General features: G+C 54.7%; 10 protein-coding genes and 1 tRNA gene. 3 read left to right on the forward strand and 8 right to left on the reverse strand.

The features are described 5' to 3' along the window. Positions 1-256: 256 nt before the first annotated feature. The 3 genes from EKD02_RS02705 to thiL form a co-directional block, all read right to left on the reverse strand. A complete protein-coding gene (locus EKD02_RS02705; RefSeq protein WP_126383701.1) occupies positions 257-1447 on the reverse strand; it encodes a tyrosine-type recombinase/integrase in 1191 nt (396 codons plus the stop codon). Positions 1448-1619: 172 nt separating this feature from the next. Continuing rightward, a tRNA-Leu gene (locus tag EKD02_RS02710) sits at positions 1620-1708 on the reverse strand. A gap of 137 nt (positions 1709-1845) precedes the next feature. Beyond that, positions 1846-2910: a thiamine-phosphate kinase gene (gene thiL / locus EKD02_RS02715; RefSeq protein WP_011890809.1), complete on the reverse strand. Its 1065-nt coding sequence runs from the start codon at positions 2908-2910 to the stop codon at positions 1846-1848. 86 nt (positions 2911-2996) lie between these two features. On the opposite strand from thiL, the gene ftsY reads away from it, so the two are divergent. Further along, the gene (gene ftsY, locus EKD02_RS02720) at positions 2997-3950 is read left to right on the forward strand and encodes a signal recognition particle-docking protein FtsY (RefSeq protein WP_011890808.1); all 954 of its coding nucleotides are present in this window, start codon (positions 2997-2999) and stop codon (positions 3948-3950) included. On the opposite strand, the gene EKD02_RS02725 is transcribed toward ftsY, so the two are convergent. After that, positions 3930-4538, reverse strand: coding sequence for a GIY-YIG nuclease family protein (locus tag EKD02_RS02725; RefSeq protein ID WP_126383703.1), 609 nt, complete (start codon positions 4536-4538; stop codon positions 3930-3932). The genes ftsY and EKD02_RS02725 overlap by 21 nt on opposite strands. A 71-nt stretch (positions 4539-4609) precedes the next feature. On the opposite strand from EKD02_RS02725, the gene EKD02_RS02730 reads away from it, so the two are divergent. Further along, positions 4610-5299 (forward strand): protein-L-isoaspartate(D-aspartate) O-methyltransferase, encoded by a 690-nt coding sequence (locus EKD02_RS02730; RefSeq protein ID WP_011890806.1) that lies wholly within the window; start codon positions 4610-4612, stop codon positions 5297-5299. A gap of 21 nt (positions 5300-5320) precedes the next feature. Then, positions 5321-7435: a peptidylprolyl isomerase gene (locus EKD02_RS02735; protein WP_126383705.1), complete on the forward strand. Its 2115-nt coding sequence runs from the start codon at positions 5321-5323 to the stop codon at positions 7433-7435. A 71-nt stretch (positions 7436-7506) separates the two neighbouring features. Here EKD02_RS02735 and ptsP read toward each other — a convergent pair whose 3' ends face one another. Genes ptsP through coaBC form a run of 4 tightly spaced genes read right to left on the reverse strand, consistent with a single transcriptional unit; the run spans position 7507 to position 12653 of the window. Next, positions 7507-9264, reverse strand: coding sequence for a phosphoenolpyruvate--protein phosphotransferase (gene ptsP / locus EKD02_RS02740; protein WP_244924386.1), 1758 nt, complete (start codon positions 9262-9264; stop codon positions 7507-7509). 58 nt (positions 9265-9322) lie between these two features. Next, positions 9323-10846 (reverse strand): replicative DNA helicase, encoded by a 1524-nt coding sequence (gene dnaB / locus EKD02_RS02745; RefSeq protein ID WP_126343222.1) that lies wholly within the window; start codon positions 10844-10846, stop codon positions 9323-9325. After that, complete coding sequence (locus EKD02_RS02750; protein WP_011890802.1) at positions 10843-11418, reverse strand: uracil-DNA glycosylase; 576 nt, start codon at positions 11416-11418, stop codon at positions 10843-10845. Before EKD02_RS02750 ends, dnaB begins: the two co-directional genes overlap by 4 nt. Further along, positions 11415-12653 (reverse strand): bifunctional phosphopantothenoylcysteine decarboxylase/phosphopantothenate--cysteine ligase CoaBC, encoded by a 1239-nt coding sequence (gene coaBC / locus EKD02_RS02755; RefSeq protein ID WP_126383707.1) that lies wholly within the window; start codon positions 12651-12653, stop codon positions 11415-11417. The genes EKD02_RS02750 and coaBC overlap by 4 nt, the downstream gene beginning before the upstream one ends. Positions 12654-12709 lie beyond the last annotated feature (56 nt).

Consider the following 12709-nt stretch of genomic DNA (forward strand, 5'->3'; position numbering starts at 1 on the left):
AAATGTAGGGGGAGACGACGGACAATACCTGTCCGATGCGAAATAAATGAGGAGGGTGTTCCTCTGGTAGGTGTTGCTGTTCCGGTTATGATTTCAGTGAAGCGAAGGAGTCCGGCCCGCTGTCGTCCCATGCCGAAATGTATACTGTGCAGCTTGTTCTTATATAAGGGGTTGAGGGTTTATGTTTTATTTTTATCCCAAAGAAGATACTTCAGGTGGGAGTTGGGGTGCGGGGTTGCTTTGTAATATTGAGCGGTTAGGCTTTGAGTCCGTCAAGGTAATCGGCCCATGTCTGCATCATCCTTGTGCGTTCTTCAAGGTGCTGTGCCCGGTTGTAGGCGGAGCCGAGTCTGTCCAGTACGGCGTGGGCAAGCTGGGCTTCAATGGCGTCGGGTGAGAAGTTGAGGGTTTCGTGGAGCATGGTTCTGGCTGTTGCGCGGAATCCGTGTCCTGTCACTTTCTCTGGTCCCCATCCCATTGTCCGTAAGGCCATGTTGACGGTATTTTCACTCATAGGTCTGGTGCGTTGTCGCCCTGAGAACACATACTTCCGTTCCATTGTGTGTTGTCGGAGTTCCCCAAGAACAGCAAGGGCTTGCTTTGGAAGCGGCACAATGTGGGGTTTCCTCATCTTCATTTCTTCTGCGGGAATGGTCCAGAGAGCGGCCTCTATGTCAATGTGCTCCCACTGCATCTTCCGGAGTTCGCCGGGGCGGACAAAGAGCATCGGGGCAAGTTTAAGGGCACACCTGACCGTGAAAGATCCCGAGTAGCCGTCTATGTCAAGGAGAAGCCGGCTGAGTTCTTTGGGGTCGAGTATCGCTGACATATGCTTTGTGGGCGGGTTCATCAGAGCTCGGCTGAGGCCTGAAGCGGGGTTGCCGGTTACGCCTTCCACTCCCGTAATCATCGCATAGGTGAATATCTGCTCGAACAGGGAACGGATGCGGTGGGCTGTATCGTAAAGGCCGGATGCTTCAATCTGGCGAAGTACCTCCATAATGTCTCGGGCTGTGATTTCGGTGATGTGGCGGTTCCCGAGAGGGGGAATCACATACATGTTCATGCGAGAGCGGACCGTCTGAGTGTGGCCTTCGGTCCAATTGGCGGCAGCGACCTTGATCCAGTCGTGCGCCACACTCTCAACGGTGACGATTGCAGCCCTCCCGGCCTTCTCTTTCAGTGTGGAAGGGTCGATGCCCTGTGCGAGGTGTTCGCGGGCATCCTGGCGCCCTTTTCGGGCCATCTCAAGAGTGACATAGGGGTATTTCCCGAGGGCGAGGGTTTTCTCTTTACCGTCAAAAAGGTATTTCAGGCGCCAGAGTTTTCCCCCAGGAGGCGTCACCAGCAGGAAAAGTCCCCCCCCATCAAAGAGCTTGGTTGGCTTGTCGCCGGGTTTGACTGTGTCGACGCGCCTTGCAGAGAGTGGGGCGGTTTGGCGTGGCATCGTAGGGGTATTTTTATCCGTGAGCGAAGCTGGATCCGGAAAGTACCCCTAAAGATACCCCAAAAAGTTGGCAGTTCAAGCCGATGATGGCAGTATTAGCCGAAGGAGAAAAAAAGAAACCCTTTATTTCAAAAGGGTTTCAGAGCTATTGCTTATGTAAGCATATGATGGATGGTGCCGAAGACGGGGATCGAACCCGTACGCTCATTGCTGAACACGGGATTTTAAGTCCCGGGCGTCTACCAGTTCCGCCACTTCGGCCAGTGCCGCACAATTTACAATTCTTCCCCGCCTTTCCCCAAGCAAACAACCAAAACTTGGGGACAAAAAAGTTGGGGACACTCATGACTGAGTGTACTAATTAGTACACTCAGTCATGAGTGTCCCCAACTATCCGGCTATTTGAAATGGTCGAAGCCGGGGAGGGATGTGAGGTCTATTGTGATGCCGTAGATGTCTTTGAGGAGGAGGCCGGACTCTTTGGGGGTGATTTCTCCTATGACTGCGATATCGCGGTTGTCGGCTATTTTTTTGTGTTCTTCTTTTGAGATGGTGAAGAGGAGCTGGTAGTCTTCTCCTCCGCTGATGGCCCAGCCGAGGGCGTCGTCCTGGAGTTCGTCGGCAATGAGGCGGGCGGTGGAGTTGACGGGGATGCGGTTCTCCTGAAGAAGGGCTCCGACGGCGGAGGCGTTGCATATGTGGCCGAGGTCCTGGCCGAGTCCGTCTGATATGTCGATCATTGACGAGGGCGTGACCTGGCGTTCGTGCAGGAACCGGACGGTGTCGAGCCTGGCGAGTGGGAGCAGATGCTGTTGGATGGCGCCGGTGTACTCCTGAAGGTCGGCCATGAGGTTGCGGTTGTAGGTCTCGTTGTTTTCTATGTGCTCCATCATGATCAGCTTTTCGCGGGTCAGCACCCTCAGCCCCGCTGCTGAACCGCCGAGCGTACCGGTAACGCAGACAATGTCGCCCTCTTTCGCTCCGTTACGGTAGGCTATCATCTTTTCAGGAACTTCTCCTGTCACCGTTACTGAAATCACCAGTCCGGAGCGGGAGCGGGATGTGTCGCCGCCAGCTATGGCTATGCCGTACTCCCGTGCGGCGCTTTCCATGCCGCGGTAGAGTTCTTCAACCATCTCCACCGGCATTGAGGGGGGGACGGCAATGGAGACGAGGGCGTAGCGGGGAATAGCGTTCATTGCGCAGATGTCGGAGGCGTTGACGCTGATTGCCTTGCTTCCGAGATGTTTTGCCGGCGTGGTGAGCAGGTCGAAGTGTACCTGTTCTACCAGCAGGTCGGTTGAGCTCACCTGCAGCAGTTCTGTGGATGGTTGCCAGACGGCGCAGTCGTCACCGATTCCCAGTACCAGTTCCGGAGCACTTTCCAGGGTTGGCTGGACAATGCTCTTGATGCGTTCTATCAGACCGAACTCTCCTGTTTCCGATGTAGCTTTATATGCCATTATTTTGCGTAAATTGGTTCAACATTTCCTGCGGCAGAGTCCGCGTGTGTCGGTACTTGGTAAACATAGGACAATATCTCTTTTATATGGGTTTTTTTGACAAGTTCAAATTATCGCGTTTAACCGAAGGCCTTGGAAAGACAAGGGAGACCCTTCGCGAAAAGCTGGCCGTGGTGACAAAGGGCAGAACGGAAATAGATGACGAGTTCCTCGAGGAACTTGAGAATATTCTTGTGTCGGCCGATGTTGGCGTTGAAACAACACTGGCAATTGTTGACGCCATTACTGAACGGGCCGGCACTGAAAGCTACCGTTCGGAGGATGAGCTCAATGGGATGCTGATGGATGAAATAGGCAAGATGCTCATGGAGAGCGGAGAGGAGCATCCTGTTGAATTTGACGCTCCGCTTCCCGCAAAACCCTATGTGATACTCATTGTGGGTGTGAACGGGGCCGGCAAGACAACGAGTGTTGCCAAACTTGCCTCCAACTACGAAAAGGCTGGCAAAAAGGTGATGATTGCCGCTGCCGACACCTTCCGCGCTGCGGCCTATGAGCAGCTTCAGGTATGGGCTGAACGGGCGGGGGTTCCGCTTATCGGGCAGGGGCAGGGGGCTGATCCCGCTTCGGTGGTGTTTGATGCCGTCAGTGCCGCTGTTGCGCGTAACGCTGATGTGGTGCTGGTTGATACGGCTGGCCGTCTGCATAACAAGAGCCATCTGATGGAGGAACTGGCAAAAATTATGCGGGTGGCGAAAAAGAAAATCCCGGAAGCCCCGCACGAGGTGCTTCTGGTGCTCGACGGCACAACGGGCCAGAACGCTGTGCAGCAGGCGCGCGAGTTCATGAAATTTGTCCATGTAACCGGCATTGTGGTAACCAAGCTCGACGGTACGGCGAAAGGGGGGATTGTTCTCTCCATATCGCGCGAGCTGAAACTGCCGGTGAAGTACATTGGGGTGGGTGAAAAAATTGACGACCTGCAGCTCTTTGACCGCAGCCGATTTGTGGGGGCGCTGTTAGGTCGGGAGAAGGGCTGAGAGATCGGTGATTTTCTCCATCAGCATTGTTTCAACAGCCGCCCTGTCGGTAAGGCGGAGCAGGTGGGTACCGCTTTTGGCATCCTGGGCGCCGAGGCGCGGAGCGAGGGGCCGGGTTCCGGGATGAAGGCCAAGCGCCAGGGAAAGAGCTTCTTCAAGGCGGAGAGGGCTGCGGATAGCAACAACCCCTGTTATTTCTGCTTCAAGCCGGTCGAGCAGGCAGTCTGCGTGCCAGTGAATATGTTTTGAGGGTATCTTGCGAGGAACAGCGTCAACCAGTCCGGCTTCTTTGAATCGCTTTGCCATTGGTCTGCGGATGCGGTGTGCCCGAAGCATTCCGGAGCGCGAGGCGTGGCGGAGAAGGCGGGCTGCAAGAGGGGCGGCGGAAGGGCGGTTGCCGAGGGCTGAGCCCAGATAAAGATACTCTCCCGCCTCAACCAGAACCGGCGTACCCTTCTGGAACCGGCCAAAGGAAATATTCAGTTTTTTTTCGACCCGGATGAACAGGATATAGCTCCCCATGCGGCAGTTGTCGCCGAAAATGGTAAACTTTGGTGTTGAGAGAGGGTTGAACGGTTGTTTTTTCATATTTTAGATACAATATTCAAAAGCGGAGCGGTCCCCGGCGTTTCCGCCTGAAAGATAAAGAGATTTCAGGTATGGAATGGACGGAAACGCAATTTGACCGCCAGCGCAGGGAGATGGTGGATTCTCTCCGAAGAAATGGCATTCAGAATCCATGGGTTCTTGAAGCCTTTCAGGAGGTTCGCCGGCATCTGTTTGTCCCCGAAGAGGGGCGGGCTCACGCCTACGACGATGCAGCATGGCCGATAGGTTACGGGCAGACGATATCGCAACCCTTTACGGTTGCCTATATGACGAGCCTGCTGGCAGACCATGTGCCCGGAGGCAGTGGCAGACCCTTTGGCAGAGTGCTGGAAATTGGTACCGGCTCGGGATATCAGGCGGCCATTCTGGAAGCGATAGGTTACAGTGTTTTCTCGGTAGAACGGTTGCCTGTTCTGTACCATCAGGCGAAGGCGAAGTTTCACCGATTCGGTCTTCCGATTACCTGCCGTCTGGGAGACGGTACCCTCGGGTGGCCTGAAGAGGCGCCTTTTGACGGCATCCTTGTGAGTGCCGGAGCTCCATCAGAACCGAAAGCGCTGAAGGAGCAGCTTGCCGAAAACGGCAGTATGGTAATTCCCGTCGGCAACCGCGGTATGCAGGTGATGACCCTCGTCACCAGGAAGGGTGCCCGCTTTGAGAGGGAGCAGTACCAGAATTTTGCCTTCGTGCCGCTTGTCGGCAGGGAGGGTTGGGATGATAAAAACACACTTTTATACTAATACCTATCAGCTGAGGACTCTATGGCGCTCATGTCAAACCTGCGCGATAAAACGCATATCATTCTCTATATCCTTCTTGCGTCTTTTCTGGGGCTGATCGTCTTTGAATGGGGTATGGATTTTGCCGGATTCGGCGGACGCGGTGGAAGGGGGCAGAACGCCGGCAGTGTGAACGGTGTGTCGATTTCTTACAGTCAGTACGACCAGCTCTACCGCCAGTTCAGCGAAAACTATCGTCGCAGCAACCCGGGTGCCGACATGTCGCCAGAAATTGAACTCCGCATTCAGGAGCAGGCATGGAACACTGTGGTTGACCAGATGCTGCTCGAACAGCAGTTCCAGAAATTCGGTATCACGGTGCAGGATGGCGAGATTCTTGCCGCCATCAATCGCCCCGACCCGCCGCAGGTGATAGCAGGCAATTTTACTGATCCTGCAACTGCTCAGATTGACCGTCAGAAGCTTGACGCTGCCCGTCGTGACCCGCAGAACAGCGAGATGTGGGTGCAGGTGGAGGAGATCATCCGCCGTGAACTCAAGATTGATAAGCTGATTCGGGCGCTTCGGACCATGGAGCATGTAACCGATCTTGAGCTTGAAACTCTGGTGCGCCAGCAGTATACCCGCATGGCGGCATCGTTTATCCCCGTTCCGTTCAGTTTTGCCGGAGATGACAGCAAATACCCTGTCAAGGAGGATGAGATTAAAAGGTACTACGGCGAGCACCGCGAACTTTTCGCCGAAGCTCCATCCCGCTCTTCTGACTATGTTTTTTTCCCTCTCACACCTTCCGCACAAGACAGCCTTGCCGCACAGCAGGAGTTTGCATCAATTCGCGCAGGGTTTGCCACAACCCGCAACGACACAGATTTTGTGAGGATGCAGAGCGACCGCTCCTCTTCCATCAACGAAACACTTGACCGTTCGGATTTTTCGCCTGTTGCCGGAGCCGCTCTTTTCGGTTCCTCCAGCCTCAGGGCAGGATCGATCATAGGTCCCATTGCCGACAGCGGCACCTACCGTCTCCTGAAAATAAAATCAGTGACGACGGCCCGGAAGCCCGTTGCCCGGGCATCCCACATTCTGATCCGTTTCAACCCCAACAGCCGTGCCGACATCCAGAAAGGCCGCGCTCTTTCCGACATGATTCTACGGGAATTGAAGGCTGGAGGAAATTTTGCTGAACTCGCCCGGCGATACTCGGCCGATCCCGGCAGCGCAGCAAGGGGAGGCGATCTTGGCTGGTTCCGTAGCGATCGCATGGTGCCGGAGTTTGCTGATGCTGTGTTCGCCTCAAAACCCGGAGCCATTGTAGGGCCTGTGCAGACAGAGTTCGGCCTTCACATCATTAAAGTTGCCGGGTTTGACCGCAAGGCTGTTGTTGCCTCTGAAATTGTTCGCACCATCCGGCCCTCAAGCGAAACTGCCGAGGGCATACGCCGCCGTGCCATGGTGTTTCAGATGGATGCCAAAGAGAAAGGAATGGACGAAAGTGCCTCGGCCGATAAACTGCCCCTTGAAACCACAGGCCAATTTGGCCGTCACATGCCTATAGCCGCCATAGGCTACAACGACAAAATTGATGATTTTGCTTTCCGCTCCAGCGAGGGTGATCTTTCGGATGTCATTGAAACCCCAAAAGGCTTCTATGTCATGCGCCTGACCGGCAAAAACGACAGCGGGTACCGCAAGCTTGATGATGACCTCAAAGCCGGCATTACCACTGAAATCATCAAAGAGAAGAAGGGCGAGTTCATCAAGAACCGTCTTGCCTCGCTTGCAGCCTCTCCAGGAGCCACGCTTGCCGCAATTGCTGCCGCTGACAGCAGCTTCAGCATGTTCAGCGCCAGCGACATCCGCTGGAGCGACGGTTTTATTCCGGGTTACGGCGTCGATCGTCCTTTGGTGGAAGCCATGGCCGGCATGCCGCTTGCCAGGCTTTCAGAGCCGGTACAGATCCAGAGTGGATACGCGGTTTGTGAGGTTTCCAGTCGGGCTCTCCCGGAAGGACTTGACATCAAGACGGAAAAAGCCGGCATAGCACCGCAGGTGCTTGGCCTCAAGCAGGAACAGCTCTTCTCGGCTTACTTCAGTGCTCTTCGCAAGCAGGCGAAGATTGAAGATTTGAGGCCCTGAGCGGAGCTTCTTGCAAGCATACATAACCCTCCGGGCATCTTTGATGTGCAGGTTGAGGGGATTTCATCGCCTTACCCTTTTCCGAACGCTTCCAGCCTTTCCTTGATGGCGTTCGGGGAAGTGAGCTGCAGGCAGTCACGGGCGAGTGCTTCGGTCTCTTCAAGGGTGAAGCATCCGACAAGGGATTTGAGTTTGGCGATGTCGGAGCTGACAACGCTGAAGTGGCGCAGTCCGCAGCCGAGGAGAAAGGGTAGAGCAAGCGGGTCGGAACCCATGTCTCCACAGATGACAGCTTTTCGTCGGTTTTTCTGTGCGGTGCTGATAATGCGGTAGAGCTGGCGGATGAGCGCTGGATGGAATTTCTCGAAAAGGTCCTGCACAATCACATTGTTGCGGTCGACGGCAAGGGTGTACTGGGTGAGGTCGTTGGTCCCGATGCTGATGAAGTCGACTGCCCGGGTGATTTCATCAATCAGCTCCACAGCGGCAGGCACCTCTATCATCGCACCGATTCCGGGTTTTTCAATGTGGTGTAATCCTGAATTGGTCAGTTCCAGAAAGGCCCGGTCAACAATTGCGCGTACCTGGGCAATTTCATCGAGTGACATGATCATCGGCACCAGAATGTCGATATTGCCGTGTGAGTTGGCTTTCAGGATGGCTGTTATCTGTGCTTCAAGAATTTCCGGAAGGTCAAGAAGAATGCGGATGCCGCGCCAGCCGAGGTTCGGGTTTGGTTCCTTGACGGGTGAGTACATCAGCTTGTCTCCACCGATGTCGAACAGGCGGATGTCGAGCGGCATTGGGGCAATGGCGTCAGCCATCTGGAAGTAGTAGTTCTCCTGCTCTGCTTCTGTGGGTACTTTGGAGGCGTCGGTGAATAGGTTTTCACTCCGGAACAGCCCGACCCCTTCGGCCCCCTCTTCGCAGAGAGTGTCGAGCTCCTCCCTGAAATCAATGTTGGCGTAGAACCCGATTCTCACCCCGCATTTTGTTGTGGCAGGAAAGACTGCGCTGCGCGATGCGTCTTCTTCACTTCGCAGTTCCTCCTCCTGGCGCTTCATGTATTCAGCAACAGTCTCGTCCGTCGGATCGGTGACAACTGTTCCCGTTCGGCCGTCGATAATCATTTTCCGTCCGGTGGAAACCTTCTGCGAGAATTTGCCGAGCCCGACCACCATGGGGAGTTTCAGCGACTTGCAGATAAGCGAGATATGCGAGGTTTTTCCTCCCGTGTCGGTGACGAACCCTTTCACATTGCTGCGGCTGAGGAGGATGATGTCGGCCGGAGAAAGATGGTCGGAGGCAACAATCACTCCTTCGGGAATCCATGAATGGAGTTTTCGGACCTGCAGGTTCCGGATAATGCGGTCCTTGATATCGGTCAAGTCGTCGGCGCGTTCCTGAAACAGCGGGTCATCCGAGTTCCGGAAATGCTCAAGGTGGCGGTTGAATTCCTCCTCAATTACCAGATTGGCCGGCCGACGCTCCGTGCGGATGCGGTTGGAAATGGCATCCGTCAGCACGGGGTCCTGGAGAATCATGATCTGCGCCTGAAAGAGGTTCGAATACCCCTTCCCGAGTTTCTTGATGGTGACCCTCTCGATTTTACGGAGTTCCTTTTCAGAACGCCCGAGTGCCGCCGTAAACCGCTCTACCTCCTCTTCAATCCGTCCCTCTTCAATCACTTCCGGCTGTGGTTCGTCCATCTCCTTTTCAAAGGAGTAGCACTCTCCGATGGCGATGCCCCGTGAGGCGGCAATACCTGTATACCTGTCTTCTGCAGGAGCTCCCGAAGGAAGCCCGATCTTCAGGCTGGATGGGCCCATAGCGCTGCCGGTTGAGTGAGGATCTTCAGAGGTTTTTTCCTGCATGGTGGATAAAGGATTAAAAAGGGGATTCATCTGGGTTTACAAAAGGCATGTCGCCTTCTGAGGAAAATTCTGCAGCCTGTGGAGGGTAGCCATCCGGATTGCCGTAGCTGTCGTCTGCGACACCGGCGGTGACATAGGCGTTTGCCATCGACTGGAACCGCCCGTAGTTCTTCAGGAAGAGCAGGCGGATGTCGCCGATAGGGCCGTTGCGCTGCTTGCCGATGACGATTTCAACCACATCCTTGGTGGATGAGCCATCTTCAAAAGTCTGTTTCCCGTACATTTCAGGCCGTGAGAGAAACATTACCACATCAGCGTCCTGCTCAATTGAGCCCGACTCTCTAAGATCCGACAGCTGTGGCCGACGGTCTCCTGAACGCTGCTCTACCGACCGGTTGAGCTGGGCGAGGGCGATGACTGGAATGTTCAGCTCCTTGGCCAGCGCCTTGAGCGACCTTGATATCTGGGCAATCTCCTGCTCACGGTTGCTCTTCCCATCGCGCACGGGGCTTACCAGCTGCAGGTAGTCAACCACCACCATACCGATGTTGTGCTCCTGCTTCAGCCGTCGCGCTTTGGCTGTCAGCTCCATGATGGAGATGCCGGGTGTATCGTCAATAAAGAGTTTTGCCTCGTTCAGCTTGTCCATGTTGTTGATGATGCGTCCCATCATCTCCTGCGAAATGCGGCCGGTTCTTACCAGCTGCGACTCCACCGAAGCCTCTGCACACATCAGCCTTATGGCCAGCTGCACTTCAGCCATTTCAAGGCTGAAGAAAAGAACGGGGGTCTCAAAATCAACAGCAGCATTGCGGGCAAGAGCAAGAGCGAACGCCGTTTTTCCTGCTGAAGGGCGGGCGGCGATGATGATCATGTCGGACTGCTGGAACCCCGCAGTCATCTGGTCGACCTCCGAGAACCCTGACCCTATACCTGTTATTGATGACTGCGATGCACGAAGGGTTTCGAGCATGCGGATGCCATTTTTGACCAGATCCTTTATTGGCGTGGCCTTCTTTTTGATTCCTGCCTGGGAGATGTTGAAAAACTGCTGTGAGGCATGCTCCACAAGGTCAAAAATGTCCATGGACGAGCTGTACGAGCTCTCCGAAATCTTTGTGGAGATTGATATCATTCGCCGGTAGAGGTATTTCTCTTTTGCCAGCCGCGCATAGTACTCCACATTGGCTGCGCTGATAACCTTGCCTGATAGTTCCGCAAGGTAGTGGCGTCCGCCGATGTTGTCGAGCTCTCCGAGTTTGACCAGCTCCTCACTCACCGTAATAAGATCAATCGCCTGGCGCTTTGTGTAGAGCTGCATCATCGCCTTGAAGATGATCTGGTGACGCCGCTCATAGAATACATCGCCTCCGCTCTCACCGAAAATCTGTATCACCTGCTCAATCGGGTCGTCGTCAAGCAGCACGCAGGCCAGTACCTCCTGCTCTATATCGGTGGAGTATGGGGGGATGCGGCTCTCTTTCGAGAAGTCGATGTCCTGTTCAAAATCTATAATGTTCCTGTCCTGCTTTCTCATGCCCGGCTCTTCTTCATAAGGTTGTCATAATGGCGTCGCATCAGCTGCACATCCTCCCGGCATCCCCGTTTCCAATTCGGATTTCGTAAGAGTGCCGCAGGATGGTATGTCACGAAACAGTCTGTACCCTTCCATTCCAGCACCTTGCCTCTCATTGTTCCCAGCGCCGTCTGGTTGACGAGTATTGTGTTGGCGGCAACTTTGCCGAGAAGAAGAATGACCTTTGGACGGATAATTTCCAGCTGTTTCTCCAGCCATGGCGTGCAGCAGGCAATTTCATCCTGCAGCGGGTTTCGGTTCTCCGGCGGGCGGCATTTGACGATATTGGCAATGAATACCTCATCACGGCTGAACTCCACTGCCTGCAGGATTTTGGTGAGCAGCTGCCCTGAACGGCCAATAAACGGCCTTCCGCTTGCATCCTCGTCAGCTCCCGGAGCCTCTCCTATCACCATGAGCCCGGCCTCCGGGTTTCCCTCACCGAACACTACCGAATGCCGGGTATCTGCCAGACGGCACTTCCGGCATTTGTCCGCCTCTTTGGCAAGGGCTTCCAACGATGAAGAATTCATGCCTGCTTTGCCTTTCGCGGCAGAAGCCGTTCCACTGCATCAAGGAGCTTTCCTGCCGCAGCCTCTTTCGTCAGTTTTGTAAGGGCCACTGTTTCGTCCCCTCTTCCTATCAGAGTAAGGATATTTGTATCCACCTCAAAACCCGAATCGGTCCCGTTGAAGGTATTGAAGGCAATCAGGTCAAGATTTTTTGCTTCCAGCTTTGTTCGTGCATGCTCAATGCCGCCCGCCTCCTCAAGAGCAAAGCCAATGGCCAGCTGCCGCGCTGACTTCTGTGCTCCGAACCCGGCAAGAATATCGGGGTTTTGCACCAACCGCATCTCCATCTCAGAGTCCCCTTTTTTAACCTTGCCTTCAATAGGTTCGGCCGGACGGTAATCGGCAACAGCCGCCGCCCCAATGAAAATATCGGTCTCTGGAAACAGGCTCTCAGCCGCCTCATTCATCTCCCGTGCGCTCTGTACATCGATGCGCCGAACGCCTGGAGGAGCCTCAAGGCTCACAGGCCCTGTAATCAGCGTCACCTTCGCTCCTCTATCGGCAGCTTCACGGGCAACTGCGAAGCCCATCTTTCCCGACGAATAATTTGAAATAAACCGGACCCCGTCAATCTTCTCCCTGGTTGGCCCTGCCGTAACCACAACCCGAAGGCCAGAAAAGGAAGAGCTATGAGGAGTAGACGCAAACGCACAATGAAGCTGTGCTGAAATTTCCTCCGGCTCAGCCATTCTGCCTAAGCCGCACAGTCCCGAAGCCAGTTCGCCGCTTTCAGGGGAGAATACATGGCAACCCTGTTCCGAGAGTGTCAAAACATTGCGCTGCACCGAGGCCGAGAGGAACATCTGGCCATCCATTGCCGGAAAAATCAGCACCGGCCGGTTCGGGCGAAGGGTAATGAAACAAGCCGTCAGCATATTGTCGCAAAGCCCCGCCGAGAGCTTCGCCAGAGTATTGGCCGTAGCCGGCGCAATCACCAGTGCATCAGCCCACTCGCCCAGCGAAATATGCGTCGTAAAATCAACTCCGGGTGTGTCCGTAGCCGGGAACATGTTCCCAAGAACCGGCTCCCCCGACACAGTAGCCAGCGAAAGCTCGCTCACGAACCTTCCCCCCGCCTCCGTCAACGCTACCCGAACCTCCGCCCCCGCCTTCTTCAGAAGCCGCACAAGATGCGGTGTTTTATACGCAGCAATCCCGCCGCACACCCCCAGAACAATCCGTTTACCCTTCAGCATACATTTTCGTTTAATGCAAAAACCATATAGCCTTAATGTACAAAATTCCCCCTCAA

Source organism: Chlorobium phaeovibrioides, assembly GCF_003968655.1.
GTDB classification, from domain to species: domain Bacteria; phylum Bacteroidota; class Chlorobiia; order Chlorobiales; family Chlorobiaceae; genus Chlorobium; species Chlorobium phaeovibrioides.

Excerpts from the sequence above, each read along its gene's own strand:
- EKD02_RS02730 (WP_011890806.1), top strand. The coding sequence starts at position 4,610 with ATGGAATGGACGGAAACGCAATTTGACCGCCAGCGCAGGGAGATGGTG.
- dnaB (WP_126343222.1), bottom strand. The coding sequence starts at position 10,846 with ATGAGAAAGCAGGACAGGAACATTATAGATTTTGAACAGGACATCGAC.
- coaBC (WP_126383707.1), bottom strand. The coding sequence starts at position 12,653 with ATGCTGAAGGGTAAACGGATTGTTCTGGGGGTGTGCGGCGGGATTGCT.
- ptsP (WP_244924386.1), bottom strand. The coding sequence starts at position 9,264 with ATGGGCCCATCCAGCCTGAAGATCGGGCTTCCTTCGGGAGCTCCTGCA.
- ftsY (WP_011890808.1), top strand. The coding sequence starts at position 2,997 with ATGGGTTTTTTTGACAAGTTCAAATTATCGCGTTTAACCGAAGGCCTT.
- EKD02_RS02705 (WP_126383701.1), bottom strand. The coding sequence starts at position 1,447 with ATGCCACGCCAAACCGCCCCACTCTCTGCAAGGCGCGTCGACACAGTC.
- thiL (WP_011890809.1), bottom strand. The coding sequence starts at position 2,910 with ATGGCATATAAAGCTACATCGGAAACAGGAGAGTTCGGTCTGATAGAA.
- EKD02_RS02725 (WP_126383703.1), bottom strand. The coding sequence starts at position 4,538 with ATGAAAAAACAACCGTTCAACCCTCTCTCAACACCAAAGTTTACCATT.
- EKD02_RS02735 (WP_126383705.1), top strand. The coding sequence starts at position 5,321 with ATGGCGCTCATGTCAAACCTGCGCGATAAAACGCATATCATTCTCTAT.
- EKD02_RS02750 (WP_011890802.1), bottom strand. The coding sequence starts at position 11,418 with ATGAATTCTTCATCGTTGGAAGCCCTTGCCAAAGAGGCGGACAAATGC.